The organism is Hymenobacter sp. ISL-91, assembly GCF_018613725.1.
Lineage (GTDB): Bacteria > Bacteroidota > Bacteroidia > Cytophagales > Hymenobacteraceae > Hymenobacter.
Genome location: NZ_JAGGPS010000028.1, coordinates 68414 through 82494 on the forward strand (window position 1 = coordinate 68414; position 14081 = coordinate 82494).

Annotated in this window: 14 protein-coding genes; 11 read left to right on the forward strand and 3 right to left on the reverse strand. The window is 60.6% G+C overall.

The window, feature by feature from the left end:
- Positions 1 to 88: 88 nt before the first annotated feature.
- From J7E24_RS12380 to J7E24_RS12420, 9 genes are all read left to right on the forward strand, one after another.
- Positions 89 to 1720 (forward strand): OstA-like protein, encoded by a 1632-nt coding sequence (locus tag J7E24_RS12380; protein ID WP_215138470.1) that lies wholly within the window; start codon positions 89 to 91, stop codon positions 1718 to 1720.
- Between the two features lie 158 nt (positions 1721 to 1878).
- On the forward strand, positions 1879 to 2706 hold the full coding sequence (locus J7E24_RS12385) for an outer membrane protein assembly factor BamD (protein ID WP_215138471.1): 828 nt from the start codon (positions 1879 to 1881) through the stop codon (positions 2704 to 2706).
- Between the two features lie 46 nt (positions 2707 to 2752).
- Positions 2753 to 3085: a DNA-directed RNA polymerase subunit omega gene (locus J7E24_RS12390; protein WP_251047178.1), complete on the forward strand. Its 333-nt coding sequence runs from the start codon at positions 2753 to 2755 to the stop codon at positions 3083 to 3085.
- Between the two features lie 151 nt (positions 3086 to 3236).
- Entirely contained in the window at positions 3237 to 3785 is a 549-nt protein-coding gene (locus tag J7E24_RS17905) for a flavoprotein (protein ID WP_215138472.1), read from the forward strand.
- Between the two features lie 81 nt (positions 3786 to 3866).
- Positions 3867 to 4520: a phosphopantothenoylcysteine decarboxylase gene (locus J7E24_RS17910; RefSeq protein WP_215138473.1), complete on the forward strand. Its 654-nt coding sequence runs from the start codon at positions 3867 to 3869 to the stop codon at positions 4518 to 4520.
- On the forward strand, positions 4513 to 5433 hold the full coding sequence (locus J7E24_RS12405) for a DUF4835 family protein (protein ID WP_215138474.1): 921 nt from the start codon (positions 4513 to 4515) through the stop codon (positions 5431 to 5433). The genes J7E24_RS17910 and J7E24_RS12405 overlap by 8 nt, the downstream gene beginning before the upstream one ends.
- A 273-nt stretch (positions 5434 to 5706) precedes the next feature.
- Positions 5707 to 7380: a DNA repair protein RecN gene (recN, locus tag J7E24_RS12410; protein ID WP_215138475.1), complete on the forward strand. Its 1674-nt coding sequence runs from the start codon at positions 5707 to 5709 to the stop codon at positions 7378 to 7380.
- 202 nt (positions 7381 to 7582) lie between these two features.
- A complete protein-coding gene (locus J7E24_RS12415; RefSeq protein WP_215138476.1) occupies positions 7583 to 8404 on the forward strand; it encodes an enoyl-ACP reductase in 822 nt (273 codons plus the stop codon).
- 254 nt (positions 8405 to 8658) lie between these two features.
- Complete coding sequence (locus tag J7E24_RS12420) at positions 8659 to 9123, forward strand: nucleotidyltransferase (protein WP_215138477.1); 465 nt, start codon at positions 8659 to 8661, stop codon at positions 9121 to 9123.
- 33 nt (positions 9124 to 9156) lie between these two features.
- Here J7E24_RS12420 and J7E24_RS12425 read toward each other — a convergent pair whose 3' ends face one another.
- Complete coding sequence (locus tag J7E24_RS12425) at positions 9157 to 10167, reverse strand: hypothetical protein (protein ID WP_215138478.1); 1011 nt, start codon at positions 10165 to 10167, stop codon at positions 9157 to 9159.
- A 265-nt stretch (positions 10168 to 10432) separates the two neighbouring features.
- On the opposite strand from J7E24_RS12425, the gene J7E24_RS12430 reads away from it, so the two are divergent.
- Together J7E24_RS12430 and J7E24_RS12435 are read left to right on the forward strand one after the other, a co-directional pair.
- Entirely contained in the window at positions 10433 to 11449 is a 1017-nt protein-coding gene (locus J7E24_RS12430; protein ID WP_215138479.1) for a pectinesterase family protein, read from the forward strand.
- Between the two features lie 4 nt (positions 11450 to 11453).
- Positions 11454 to 12404 (forward strand): pectinesterase family protein, encoded by a 951-nt coding sequence (locus J7E24_RS12435; protein WP_251047179.1) that lies wholly within the window; start codon positions 11454 to 11456, stop codon positions 12402 to 12404.
- Positions 12405 to 12542: 138 nt separating this feature from the next.
- Here J7E24_RS12435 and J7E24_RS12440 read toward each other — a convergent pair whose 3' ends face one another.
- Positions 12543 to 13613 carry an SDR family oxidoreductase gene (locus J7E24_RS12440; protein WP_215138480.1) on the reverse strand — a complete coding sequence of 357 codons (1071 nt, stop codon included), beginning with the start codon at positions 13611 to 13613 and terminating at the stop codon, positions 12543 to 12545.
- Positions 13614 to 13730: 117 nt separating this feature from the next.
- Positions 13731 to 14009: a hypothetical protein gene (locus tag J7E24_RS12445; protein ID WP_215138481.1), complete on the reverse strand. Its 279-nt coding sequence runs from the start codon at positions 14007 to 14009 to the stop codon at positions 13731 to 13733.
- Between the last annotated feature and the right edge of the window lie 72 nt (positions 14010 to 14081).

Here is a 14081-nt window from a genome sequence, read left to right on the forward strand (position 1 = left end):
GGGGCAAGCCCCGCCCCTACATTGTTCTTCGGCCAATATCCCACAAAGAAACACGTTAGCCACCCTGCTTGCCTACCTTTGCGCCGAAATGTCGTTGTCCAAGTCTCTTTTTCTCCTTTTACTGCTGACACTGCCGTTGCTGGGTCGGGGCCAAACCAGGCCTGCGGCCAAGCCAGGCAGCGGCCAGCCCATTGAGCTGCTGACGGCCAATTCGCTGGAAGGTGGCACCTTTAATGGCGTCGAAATCCGCAAGCTGCTGGGCAACGTGAGCCTGCGCCAGGGTACCACGCTGCTCTACGCCGACTCGATGTACCAGTATCTGGAGCGCAACGCTATTGAAGCGTTCAGCAACGTGCGCATTATCCAGAACGATACCATCACGATAACTGGCAACCGCGGCACCTACGACGGCGACACCCGCAAGGCCCGCATGACGGGCAACGTAATGCTTCGCGACCCGCGCATGACGCTCACCACCCAGCTGCTCGACTACGACTTAGCCAACAACCTGGCCTACTACAGCACCGGCGGCCACCTGCAGGACCCTAAAAACACGCTCGACAGCCAATTCGGTTACTACAACACCGTCAGTAAGGTGTTTAGCTTCAAGCGCAACGTGAAGCTGGTAACGCCCGAAAACGTCATCACTACCGATACGCTGCAGTACAACACTGTCAGCAAGGTGGCCTACTTCTTCGGCCCCACGCGCATCACGGGCAAAGACAAAAACCTGTACGCCGAAAACGGCACCTACAACACCATCACTAAGGAGGCCAATTTTGGCAGAAACGCTAAAATTGAGACGCCGGAATACCTGCTCGGCGGCGATAAGCTGTTTTACAACGAGCTGACTGCCTACGGCGTGGCCACGGGCCGAGTATCGATGATTTCCAAGAAAGACAACCTGGAAATTCGGGGCGACGTGGGGCGCTACTGGCGTGCCCAGGGCCGCGCTAAGGTGTACGGCAGCCGGCCCGTGATGCGCAACATTTCGGGCAAAGACACGCTCTACCTCACGGCCGATACGCTGGTCAGCATCGAAGGCAAGCCGCCGCTGAACAAGGGTGCCGTGATTTACGCCTACAAAAAGGCCCGCATCTTCCGCGCCGATTTGCAGGGCCGGGCCGACTCGCTGACCTATGACCGGCAGGACTCGGTTATCTACCTCAGCCGCGACCCGGTGCTGTGGACCAAAAAAAACCAGCTGATGGCCGACTCGATGGAAATCCGGCAGCGCCGGGGCAAAATCGACCAGATGCGGCTCTACGGCCACGCGTTCAGCATCGGGCTTGATACGATTGGCAACTACAACCAGGTGAAAGGCCGCACCATGGTGGCGTATTTCGGGGAGAAAGCCATTAAAAAAATTGATGTGGTTGGCAACGCCGAGAGCCTCTACTATGCTCTTGAGGGCGACACAGCTGTTTCGGGCGTCAACAAGTCGCTCTCGGCCACCATGGCCCTGCGCTTCGCCGACGACGAACTGCAAACCATCAGTTTCATCACCAACCCCGAAGCCAAATTCATTCCGCCCAACGAGCTCAAGCCGGAAGAAGCCAAACTCAAGGATTTTCGGTGGCGACCCGAAGACCGGCCCACCCGCCGCCAGACGCTGGGCAAGCACTTCGCGGCGGCTCCGGTCAAGGCCAAAAAGAAAGCCGCGCCGGCCCGCAAAAAGCCGCTGCCGAAAGCCCGGAAAAAAGCGCCGGTAAAGAAATAACCCCGGCCGTTCTGGTTTTCCTGGGCTGAAACCCTGGATTACAGAGCGGGCTCGGTCGGGCCGCTGATTAGCCCAGGGTTTCGGCTCTGGGAAACCAGAACGGCCGGGCCACCGGCAATTCAACACCACCAACCGATTATTTGTACCTTTGCGCCCTTATGCTGTCATTCCGTCCTGCTTTCTTTGTTCTGCTGCTGAGCGCCGTGCTTTTCAGCTCCTGCTCCGGCTACCAAAAGCTGCTCAAGAGCACCGATGTGAACAAGAAGTACGAAGCTGCCATTCAGTACTACGAGAAGGAGGACTTCTTTAAGGCCGGTACGCTGCTCGAAGAGCTGATTCCGCTGCTTAGAGGCCGCCCCGAGGCCGAGAAGGCCCAGTTCTACTTCGCCAACACCAACTTTCGCCAGCGCAACTACACGCTGGCCGCCTACTACTTCAAAACGTTCCACGACACGTATCCCAACTCGGAGTTTGCCCAGGAGGCGTACTTCATGCAGGCTAAGTCGTTGTTCAAGGATTCGCCCGAGTTCCAGCTCGACCAGACCAACACGTACACGGCCATCGAGGTGATTCAGGAGTTTCTGAACCGCTACCCCGAAAGCAAGTTTCGGTCGGAGGTGGAGGGAATGTCGCAGGAGTTGCAGAAGAAACTGGAGAACAAGGCGTTTCTGTCGGCCAAGCTTTACTACGATTTGCGCTATTACCAGTCGGCGGTTACGGCCCTCACCAATTTCCAGCAGCAGTATCCGGCTTCGGCCTACGGCGAGCAGGCTGCTTTCCTTAAGCTCAGCGCCCAGTTCGACCTGGCTACCGAATCGGTGGCGGAGAAGCAGTTGGAGCGCTACAACGAAACGCTGGCGTTTTATCAGAGCTTCATCGACACCTTTCCGCAGAGCAAGCAACTGAAAGACGCCGAGAAAATGTACGACAACGCCCGCGCCGCCGCCGACAAGCTGAAAGCGGCCGACACGGCCGCTGTTAAGTAAGGGCTTTCGGGCCCGGTATCACGTAAGAACCTCGAAAATTCATCATATGAAGACGCCCAACAACACATCCGCTTCCATCGTTACGCGCAACATGTCGGATTTCACCCCCGAAACCGGCAATGTGTACGAGAGCATTGCCATTATCTCGAAGCGCGCCAACCAGCTCTCCATCAAGCTGAAAGAGGAGTTGAACGGCAAGCTGGCCGAGTTTGCCACCACCGTCGACAACCTGGAGGAGGTATTTGAGAACCGCGAGCAAATCGAGATTTCCAAGCATTACGAGCGTCTGCCCAAGCCGACCAACCTGGCTATCGAGGAATTCCTGGACGGCAAGGTGTACCACAGCACGCCCGAGCAGGAAGCCGAGAAGAACGCGTAAGTTGGCCTTTCCGGTCGGCCGCAGCCTCCCCGCCACCCGGACCAACCCGGGCGACGGGGAGGCTGCGGCGTGTAGGGCAGTTCCTTGCCGTGCTGCCGGCCAATCCTAACGCCGCATTGAAGATGAAGTCCCGCTTCGCTAACTGCCAGGTATGCCGCTAACAGGTCGAAATATTATACTGGGCGTGAGTGGCAGCATTGCCGCCTACAAAGCCGCGCCGCTGGTGCGGCTGCTGGTGAAGGCCGGGGCCGTGGTGCGCGTAGTGTTAACGCCCGCCGCCACGGCTTTCGTGACGCCGCTCACGCTGGCCACGCTATCCAAGAATCCGGTTTTGCAGGGCTTTCTCAAGGATGAGCAGGCCGGCGAATGGCACAACCATGTAGAGCTGGGTTTGTGGGCCGATGCGCTGGTGGTGGCCCCGGCTTCGGCCAATACGCTGGCCCACCTGGCCCAGGGCCTCTGCGACACGCTGCTCGATGCCGTGTACCTCTCGGCCCGCTGCCCCGTGTTTGTAGCCCCAGCCATGGACCTCGACATGTATCAGCACCCCGCCACGCAGGCCAATCTGGCACGCCTGCGCAGCTACGGCAATACGGTATGGGAGTCGCCGGCCGGCGAGCTGGCCAGCGGCCTGAGCGGCCCCGGCCGCATGCTGGAGCCCGAGGACATTTTACTTAGAATTATGAATTATAAGTTTTAAATTCTGAATTAGCACCAGTACCCTTTTTTCGGTTCTTGAAGCAATTCAAAATCCATAATTTAAAATTTATAATTCAAAAGAATGCGCGTACTGATAACGGCCGGCCCCACCTACGAACCGCTCGACCCGGTGCGGTTTCTGGGCAACCACAGCACCGGCAAAATGGGCTACGCGCTGGCCGAAGCCTTTGCCGCGGCCGGCGCCGAGGTAGCCCTCATCAGCGGCCCCACTAACCTACCCGATCCTGCTAGTGCGCGCATCCTGACGACGCGGGTGCAGACGGCGGCCGAGATGTACGAAGCCGCCGCCGATGCGGCGCGGCTGGCCGATGTGTGGGTGTTTGCGGCCGCCGTGGCCGACTATCGGCCCGCCGAGGTGGCCGCCCAGAAAATCAAGAAAAGCGGCGAGCGGCTGACGCTGGAGCTGGTGAAAAACGTGGATATTGCCTTCGAGCTTGGAAAAACCAAGCGGCCCGAACAATTTTCGGTGGGCTTTGCGTTGGAAACCGAGAACGAGCAGGTCCACGCGCTGGGCAAGCTCGAACGCAAAAACTTCGACCTGATTGTGCTCAACTCGCTGCGCGATGCCGGCGCCGGTTTCCGCCACGATACCAACCAGGTAACTTTGCTCGAAGCCGCTGGCCGCGTAACGGCGTTCGAGCTGAAATCCAAAACCGCCGTTGCCCACGATATTGTGGGCGTCGTGCTCGCCCGTTTAGCTGCCCGCCATGACTAAGTTTCAGTTGCTGTTTTTGCTGCCGCTCATGCTGCTGCTATTTCCTGCCCGAGCCCAGGAGCTGCAGGCCGAGGTAACCGTTTCGACCGAAAACGTAACCATTTCGGACCCGCAGCTGGTGCAGAATCTGCGCAACGACATGCAGAACTTCCTCAACAGCCGGTCCTTCACCAACCGCGCCTACCGGCCCGAGGAGCGAATCCGCTGCCGGCTTTTTGTGGGCATCACCGAAATTCCGCAAAACGGCACCTACCGCGCCACGGTGCGTATTGTGAGCACCCGGCCGGTGTACGGCACCGGCTATGAGAGCAACGTGCTAAGTTTCGCCGATCGGGGCTGGATTTTCAACTACTCGCCCCAGAACCCGCTGGAGTACTCCGAAAACACGTTCGTCGGCAACCTCTCGTCGCTGCTCTCCTTTTATGCCTACATGATGATTGGGCTGGATCAGGACAGCTTTGCGTCGCTGAGCGGCGGCCCGTACTACGACCGGGCCCGGCAGATTCTGAACACGGCCGCGTCCCAGAATATCACCAACGAGTCGGACTCGGGCTGGAAGGATGAGAACAGCGGCAACCGCTACTGGCTGCTCAATAACCTGCAGGACCCGCAGCTGCAGGCCTTCCGCAGCGGCATGTACGCCTACTACCGCCAGGGCCTCGACATCTTCATCACCCAGCCCGAAGAGGCCCGCACCAACATGTTCACGGCCCTGCAGGACGTGCAGAAAGCCGTGCAGCGCCGCCCCGGCACGTTGTTCGCCCGCTCATTCTTCCAAACCAAGGCCGACGAGATTTCCAACATCTTCCGTACCAGCCCCGACCAGCAGCAGAAAGTCGGCCTCGTGACGCTGCTCTCCGAAACCGACCCCACCAACTCGGCCAAGTACGAAACGATTCTGCGCCAACCCTAAGGAGCTGCAAGCCGCAAGCTTCAAGCTGCAAGCCGATGTTCAACGTCAGCTTGCGGCTTGCAGCTTGAAGCTCAAAAAGGGCCTTTGCACATCAGCTTGCGGCTTGTAGCCTGAAGCTTGCAGCTCAAAAAACCTTTCTTGCGAAAATAACTGGCATTTGACTAACCGAACTAGTAGCTTTGCTAATGCTGCTAGGCCCGGCCGTTTGATACGGGGCCGTAGCTGCACTCTTGGTAGCCACGGCCGGCGCTCCGGCCCTCACGCTTTTTCGGTATGCTGGTTGACTTACGGATTCAGAATTACGCCCTGATTGAGAAGCTGGAGCTTAAGCCTTCGGCCCTGCTCAACATCATTACCGGCGAAACGGGCGCCGGCAAGTCCATTATGCTGGGCGCCATTGGGCTGCTGCTCGGCAACCGCGCCGACTCGCGCATGCTCTTCGACACGAGCAAAAAGTGCGTGCTGGAAGGCCATTTCGACATCAGCAGCTACCAGCTGCGCGACATTTTCGAGGCCGAAGACGTCGACTACGACCAGCAGTGCATTCTGCGGCGCGAGCTGAGCCCCAACGGCAAGAGCCGGGCCTTCGTGAACGATACGCCCGTGACGCTGGAAACCCTGCGCCACATCGGGGCCAACCTGATGGACATCCACTCGCAGCACGATACGCTGCTGCTCGGCGACGCCGTGTTTCAGCTGAATTTGCTGGATTTGTACGCCAACCTGGTGCCCACGCGCACGCAGTACAGCAACGCCTTCCGCCAGTACCGCAAGCTCGAAACCGACCTGCAGGCCCTCGAAAGCCAGGTAGCCCAGGCCAACAAGGAGCTCGACTACCATAGTTTTCTGCTGAACGAGCTGGAGGAAGCCAGCCTCGACAATGAGCGCCAGGACGAGCTGGAGCAGGAAGTAAAGGAGCTGGAGCACGCCGAGGAAATCAAGTACAAGCTCACCCACGCCCTGCAAAGCCTGAGCGAAGGCGAATACTGCGCCACCGGCGCCCTGAAGGATGCCGTAGTGCTGCTGGGCCAGATTGCGCCCTACTCGGAGCCCGTGAAAGACCTGCGCCACCGCCTCGACAGCTGCCTGATTGAGCTGCGCGACATCACCGATGAAATTGAGCAGGTGGAGCGCCGCACCGAGGGCGACCCCGCCCGCATCGACGAGCTGCAAAGCCGCCTGAACGTGCTCTACAGCCTGCAACGCAAGCACCAGGTGCGCGACGTGGTGGACCTGCTGGCCGTGCGCGCCGATTTGCGCGACAAGGTTAGCTCGGTGCTCAACTTGGATAAGCAGATCAGCCGCCTGCGCCGCGACGTGGAAGCCACCTTGGCCACCGTGCAGAAGCAAGCCCTGCGCCTATCGGAAGCCCGCCGCAAAACGTTCCCGAAGTTCGAGAAAGAGCTGGCCGCGCTGCTCACCGACCTGGGCATGCCCCACGCCCGCATTGTGGTGAGCCACGAGGCCGGCGCCCCGGCCGTTAGCGGCATCGATGTGGTGAGCATCCTGTTCACGGCCAACAAGGGCGCCGAGCCCCAGACGCTGAGCAAGGCCGCTTCGGGCGGTGAGTTCTCGCGCCTCATGCTGTGCATCAAGTATATGCTGGCCGATAAAACGGCCCTGCCGACAATCGTGTTCGACGAAATCGACACGGGCATCAGCGGCGAAATTGCCCTGAAAGTAGGCCGCATGATGCAGCAGATGGCTAAGAAGCACCAGCTTATCGCCATCAGCCACCTGCCCCAGATGGCCGCCGCCGGCGACGCCCACTACTTCGTGTACAAGGAAGACCGCGCCGACCGCACCGTGAGCCGCATCCGCCAACTCAACCAGGAGGAGCGCATCCACGAAATAGCCCAGATGATTTCCGGCGCCAACCCTACGCTGCACGCCACCCAGAGCGCCCGCGAGCTGTTGGCCCTGCGCGGCGTGGAAATGGCGGGGTAGTGGTGAGAGGATAGTGAGGATAAAAGACCGTCATGCAGAGCGAAGCGAAGCATCTCGCGTGCTGATGTTGCAGAGGTAACCAGACGTAGAAAGTCGCCATTGCAACATCAGCACGCGAGATGCTTCGCTTCGCTCTGCATGACGGTCTGCCGTTTTTTCGCCTTTTTTGTGGTTCCAATCTACATCTAACTCACCTCCCCATATGGCCAGTAACCTGCTCGCGGGCAAAGTCGGTATCATTTCCGGCGCGCTCAATGAAGAATCCATTGCCTGGAAAGTGGCCCTCAAGTGCCACGCCGAAGGGGCCCGCTTCGTGCTCACCAACGCCCCGCTGGCCATGCGCATGGGCGAAATCAACAAGCTCTCGGAGCAGTGCAACGCGCCCATCATTCCGGCCGATGCTACGTCGATGGAAGACCTGGAAAACCTGTTTTCGGGCGCCCAGGAGCAGCTCGGCGGCAAGCTGGACTTCGTGCTGCACAGCATTGGCATGAGCGCCAACATCCGCAAGGGCAAGCACTACGGCGAGCTGAACTACGAGTGGTACCAGAAGACGCTCGACGTGTCGGCCCTCTCGTTTCATAAGATGCTGGCCGTGGCCGAAAAGCAGGACGCCTTCAACGAGTGGGGTTCGGCCGTGGCCCTGAGCTACATTGCCGCCCAGCGCGCCTTCCTCGACTACACCGATATGAGCCAGGCCAAGGCCATGCTCGAAAGCATTGCCCGCAGCTACGGCCAGCGCCTGGGCAAGCTCAAGAAAGTGCGCGTGAACACCATCTCGCAGTCGCCCACCAAAACCACGGCCGGCACTGGTATCAGCGGCTTCGACGCGTTCTACGAGTACGCCGACCGCCTCTCGCCCCTGGGCAACGCCCCCGCCGAGGCCTGCGCCGACTACGTGGTGAGCCTGTTCTCGGACCTGACCCGCTACGTAACCATGCAGAACCTGATGCACGACGGCGGCTTCAGCACCACCGGCATCTCGGAGGAAATCGTGGAACTGGTAACGGCCGGCAAGCAGTAATTCGGCTGCTTTATACAGTTTAATTGCAACGCCCGGCCAGTTTGGTCGGGCGTTGCAATTTTGGAGAAAGTGGTTAGAAGCCGTATCTTTAGCTATGCTTCGCCTCGACCGTACTGCCACCCGCAAAACTACACTGCACGCCGACCAAGACGCCGAGGACTTAGCCTTTTGGCTTACTAAGACGCCGGATGAGCGTATGGCCGCCGTAGAAGTGTTGCGCCGGATAGGCTTCTCATTCTCCCACTCCGCTGCTCATGCAAGCCAATCAACTGAGCCCCGATTACAAAGAGTTTGTCGGGTTTTTAAACGCCCACGCGGTTGAGTATTTGGTCGTAGGGGCCTATGCCCTGGCCCGCTACGGCATAGTGCGCAACACCGGCGACATAGACTTCTGGATAAACCAGACGCCAGAAAATGTTGAACGCCTGTTGCTGGTGCTGAACGACTTCGGCGTAGGAAGTCTGGGGTACAGTGTGCCGGATTTGCTGGAGCCTGATACCGTTATTCAACTCGGAGTAAGCCCAATCCGGATTGACCTGCTGACTTCTGTTGACGGCGTCGAGTTCAACGAGTGCTATCCGGCCCGCCAAATTAGCGTGCTGGATGACGTACCTGTGGCCGTTATCAGCCTTGCCGATTTGCGGAAAAACAAGGGTAGCACTGGCCGGGCCAAAGATATTGAGGACGTGCGGTTGCTTGATTCAAAGGAGCAGGCCTAACAGACGGTCATTTGCATCAGCGCATCACTAAGCCTACCGCCGCCGCAGGTACAGTAGCGTCGACTGGCCCGAGGGGCCGTACTTGTCGTTGATGAGGAAAAAGCCGCGCTTGTAGGCGGCCAAACCTTCCCAGTTGTAGGTCTGGTACTCGGCGGGCAGCGTCAGCAGGGGCTTCCAGCTGAGGCGGTGGCGCTTGTAGCGGAGGCTGATGAGGCGTGAATAGTTCTGGTAGCGGCCGGCGCTGTCCTGAATCAGGCGGGCGTTGGGGTCGGGCGGGGCCATGCGGTACACGGCATCGGAGGCGCCGTTGAAGAAATAGTTGATGGCCGTGAAGCGGCGGCCACCGGCGGGCTCCAGATCGGTTACCCGGAAGGGCAGCGGGGGCAGGGCCACGGGCCGCTGCCGGCCGTTGCGCAGAGCTACGGCCGCGTTGCTGCGGGGCAGGTAGTTGTACTCGAACAGGGCCAGCAGCTCGCGGTTGCGGTAGGTGGCCAGCGCCTCGAAGCCGGCATTGTAGGCATGGGTGCCATCGGGCAGCAGCGGCTTGGGCAGGGCCATCAGGTAGCTGCTGTCGAGTTGAATGACATTTCGGGCCTCATCCAGCACGCCCCGCACAAGGTAGCAGTTGGCCGCAGCCGTTACGGTTTCGATGGAGAAGTAGGCGGTGTCGCGCAGCACCGTCAGGCCTTCCAGCCCTTCGTAAATGGGGCCGCCAGCGTCAATCCGCGCTCTGGCTTTATCGAGGCCCCGGATGGCGTATTTGCGGAAGGGCAATTGCACGGGCCGACCGGCGAGCTGCTGGTCAAGGTCGGCGAGGGCCAGGCTGTACACTTTGGCTTCGGCCTGTTCCTGGAGGCGGCTTTCGGAGAGCAGCAGCAATTGGCTGCGGTAGGTGCAGAGGCCGGAGAACTGATTTTCGCGCTCGGCCAGCTCGGCAGGTAGCTGGATGGTGCGTGCCAGGAGCGGGGAGGAGCCCTGGGCATGGCTGGCCCAACTAGGAACCAGCGTCAGCAGGAATGTAGAGAAAGCTAAAAACCGGTTCATGAGCGGCAGCAGGGGAGAGGGCGGCTTTGGAACTGCCAAAACCGAAATGCCGACAAAGGTAGGCGCCCGCAGTGGCGAAAGCTCATGGCCGAAGGCGGCAACGTTCCCGGTATCGTTTGCGGCAAAATAACGCGGCCATTGCTGTTATATGCCGGTCTGGCGCGGTAATATGGGCGTCGGGGGCGGTGCCAGAAAAGCCAGAGTATATTCCCGCCGTCCCGTTAGTCGATTGCCGCTGTTCTGTTTTCCTGCCTGCCTGCCTGCCATGATCCGATCCTTTAAAGCAACGCCGCCCAGAAGCCTGGCCCCGGGTTTTGGCTGCTACCTTTTTTTGCTGCTGTTACTGGCCGGGCTGCTACCGGGCCAAACCAAGGCAGTGCCGGCTCCGGCCTATGATTTTGTGGTGGCCCAGGATGGCAGCGGGCAGTTCCGCACAGTGCAGGAGGCCTTCAACGCCGTGCCCGATTTCCGCAAGAAAGTCACCACTATCTTCATCAAAAACGGTATTTACAAGGAGAAGCTGCTGCTGGCTGGCTCGAAGAACTTCGTGAAGCTGGTGGGCGAAGACGCGCTGAAAACCATCCTCACTTACGACGACTACAACCAGAAAAAGAACATTTTCGGCGAAGACAAGGGCACATCCGGCTCGGCCAGCTGCTACCTCTACGGCGCCGACTTCACGGCCGAAAACCTTACGTTCCAGAACTCCTCGGGGCCGGTGGGGCAGGCGGTGGCCCTGTGGGTGGCCGGCGACCGGGCCCGGTTTAAAAACTGCCGCTTTCTGGGCTTTCAGGACACGCTGTACACCTACGGCTACGGCAGCCGCCAGTACTACGAGAACTGCTACATCGAGGGCACCGTTGATTTTATCTTCGGCAGCAGCACGGCGTGGTTTGAGGGCTGCATTATTTTCTGCAAAACCAAGGGCTTCATCACGGCCGCTTCCACGCCCGACAGCACCCGCTACGGCTACGTATTTAACCAGTGCAAAATTAGTGGCAGCGCGCCCGCCGGCAGCGTTTACCTGGGCCGACCCTGGCGCCCGCACGCCAAAACCGTGTTTATCGGCTGCGAGCTGGGCCCGCAGATAGCGCCCGCCGGCTGGGACCCCTGGGGCAACGAAAGCAACCAGCAAACCGCCCGCTACGCCGAGTACCAGAGCCGCGGCCCCGGCGCCTCCCCGGCCCGGCGCGTGCCCTGGAGCCGCCAGCTAAGCGCCGCCGAAGCCCGCCAGTACACGCTGCCCGTGGTGTTGCGCGGTTGGGACCCCACCCAAGACTAGCACGATGAAAACTGCCCTGCTGACTGTATGTCTGCTGTTGCTGGCCCTGCTGGCAGCGGCCCGCCCGGTTGCCGAGCTGGTAGTGGCCCCGGATGGCTCCGGCGACTTCCGCACGGTGCAGGCCGCCGTGGATGCGGTGCCCGACCACTCGGCCGCGTCTGCCGTCATCCGCATCAAGAAGGGCATATACCGCGAAAAGCTGGTGATACCGGCGCGCAAAACCCACGTCACGCTTATCGGCGAAGACCGGGACCAGACGATTATCACCTACGACGACCACAGCGGCGCCAACGGCATCGATACGTACTCGTCGCACTCGGTGCTGGTACAGGGCAACGACTTTCGGGCCGAAAACCTCACGTTCCGCAACACGGCGGGCCGCACCGCCGGCCAGGCCGTGGCCCTGCACATCGAGGCCGACCGCGCCACGTTCCGCAACTGCCGCATCGTTGGCGACCAGGATACGCTGTTTCTGGCCAGCGCCTACACCCGGCAGTACTTTCTCAACTGCCACATCGAAGGCACCACCGACTTTATTTTCGGCGCCAGCACGGCCGTATTCGACCGGTGCACCATTGTCAGCAAGAAGAACTCGCACATCACGGCCGCCTCCACGCCCCCGGAGCAGCCCTACGGCTTCGTTTTTCTGGATTGCCGGCTGACGGCCGATTCGGCGCTGGCCACCAACGTGTCGTTGGGGCGGCCCTGGCGACCCGCCGCCAGCGTGGCCTACCTGCGCTGCGAGCTGGGCCCGCACATCCGCCCCGCCGGCTGGGACAACTGGAAAAATCCGGAAAATGAGAAAACCGCCCGCTACGCCGAATACAGGAGCCGTGGCCCTGGCGCGCAGCCCGCCCGGCGCGTAGCCTGGAGCCGGCAGCTCAGCCACAAAGAAGCCACACGTTACACCCTGCGGCGCATTTTCGGCGGCCCCCAACCCTGGCAGCCGCTTTGAGAAGTGAGATATGAGAAGTGAGATATGAGAACTGAGATATTAGAACTGAGAAAGAAGACCGTGATATGTAGTACTCCAAATGTATCAGGGACTCATTTCTCAGCTCTCATATCTCAACTCTAATATCTCACTTCTCACCTACGGGATCAGGCGGTCGGTGCGGAGCTGGGCGAACAGGTCGAAGAACGAGTTTTCGGTGGTCTGGTAGGCCAGAAAACCGTGTCGGCGGCTCTTGCTCATGTCGGTCATCACCTCAATGGGGCGCCCCAGGTCGAGGTCGGTGTGCCAGGGCGAAGCCAGCCGGCTGAGGTCGGCTTCGGCCAAGCGGTGGCGTTCGGCTATTGCGCGCCATACGGGGGCGTCGGCGCTCATCTCGGCTTCCAATGGGTGAATGGTACCCTCGAACCCCACCGCTTCCACCCCGAACCAGGCGGCCAGGCGGGGCCACAGCCAGCTCCAGCGGAATACGTCGCCGTTCACGATGTTGAAGGCCTCGTTGCGGGCCGTTTCGGCGGTAGCGGCCCAGCGCAACTGTTGGGCGATGATGCGGGCATCAGTTACGTCGGAGAGGCCATTCCACTGGGCTTCCGAGCCGGGCCAGCGGAAGGGCCGGCCGGTTTCGCGGCAGATGGAGGCGTACACGGCCAGCGTGGTGCCCAGGTTCATGAGGTTGCCCACGGCCTTGCCGATGATGGTGTGGGGCCGGTGGATGCTCCACATAAACCCGTTGCGGGCGGCGGCGGCGTACACTTCGTCTTCCTGGGCGTAGTAAAAGTTGTTGAGCGGCAGGCGGGGCTGCTCCTCGCGCAGGGGCGTGGGTGGCGGGGTGCCCCCGTTCACGTAGGCCTCGAACGGCCCCAGGTAGTGCTTGAGGCCGGTAACCAGCGCCACGTGCTGCACCGATTGCTGCGGGGCCAGCGCGTCGAGCAGGTTGCGCACCATCAGGGCATTAACGCGGATGTTCTCGGCCTCGGTGTCCTGGCGCATCCAGGTAGTGATGAATACGTGGGTGGGGGCGAGGCCGGCCAGGGCCGTTTCCAGGCTGGTGGGGTCGAGCAGGTCGGCGGCCACGGGTTGCAGGCCGGGCACGTCGTCGGGGCGGGGCGAGCGGGACAGGCCGTAGGTGGGCCAGTCGTTGGCCAGCAACTCGCGGGCTAGGTTGCTGCCAATAATGCCGCTGGCACCAACCACTAAAGCACGGTAGTTCATGTTTTTGGGTTTCAGATTCAGATAAGTTTCCCCACTGCACACGCGGCGGGAGGGGCTACAACAGCCGAAACCGCTAATCGGCCCACCGCTAAGTAAAATGGGCTGCTGCCGGGCGGGCTATTTGGGTTGGGCCAGCTCGTGCTCAAAAGCCGCCACCACCGGGGCAAGCCAGGAACGGTGCATTTCGGCCCGTTGGTCTTGCAGCAGGGCCCGAAACTGGGCTGGCGTAACGTGGGTGGCTACGTACTCCAGCAGCGCCCCGCCCACGGCGTAGAGCACTGCTTCGTCGGTTTCTTCGGGGTGTTCCCAGAGGTGCCAGACGTCGGTGCGGCCCCGCGTGAGTTGCCGGGCGCGCTGCATCCGGTTGGTGGCCGTCTGATCCAGGTAAGTAGTCATGCAAAAGTAATCGTGTATTGTTTGCCGACGTTGGTTAAGACGTCTTCGAGTCGTTGGAGCAGGCTTTGGTCG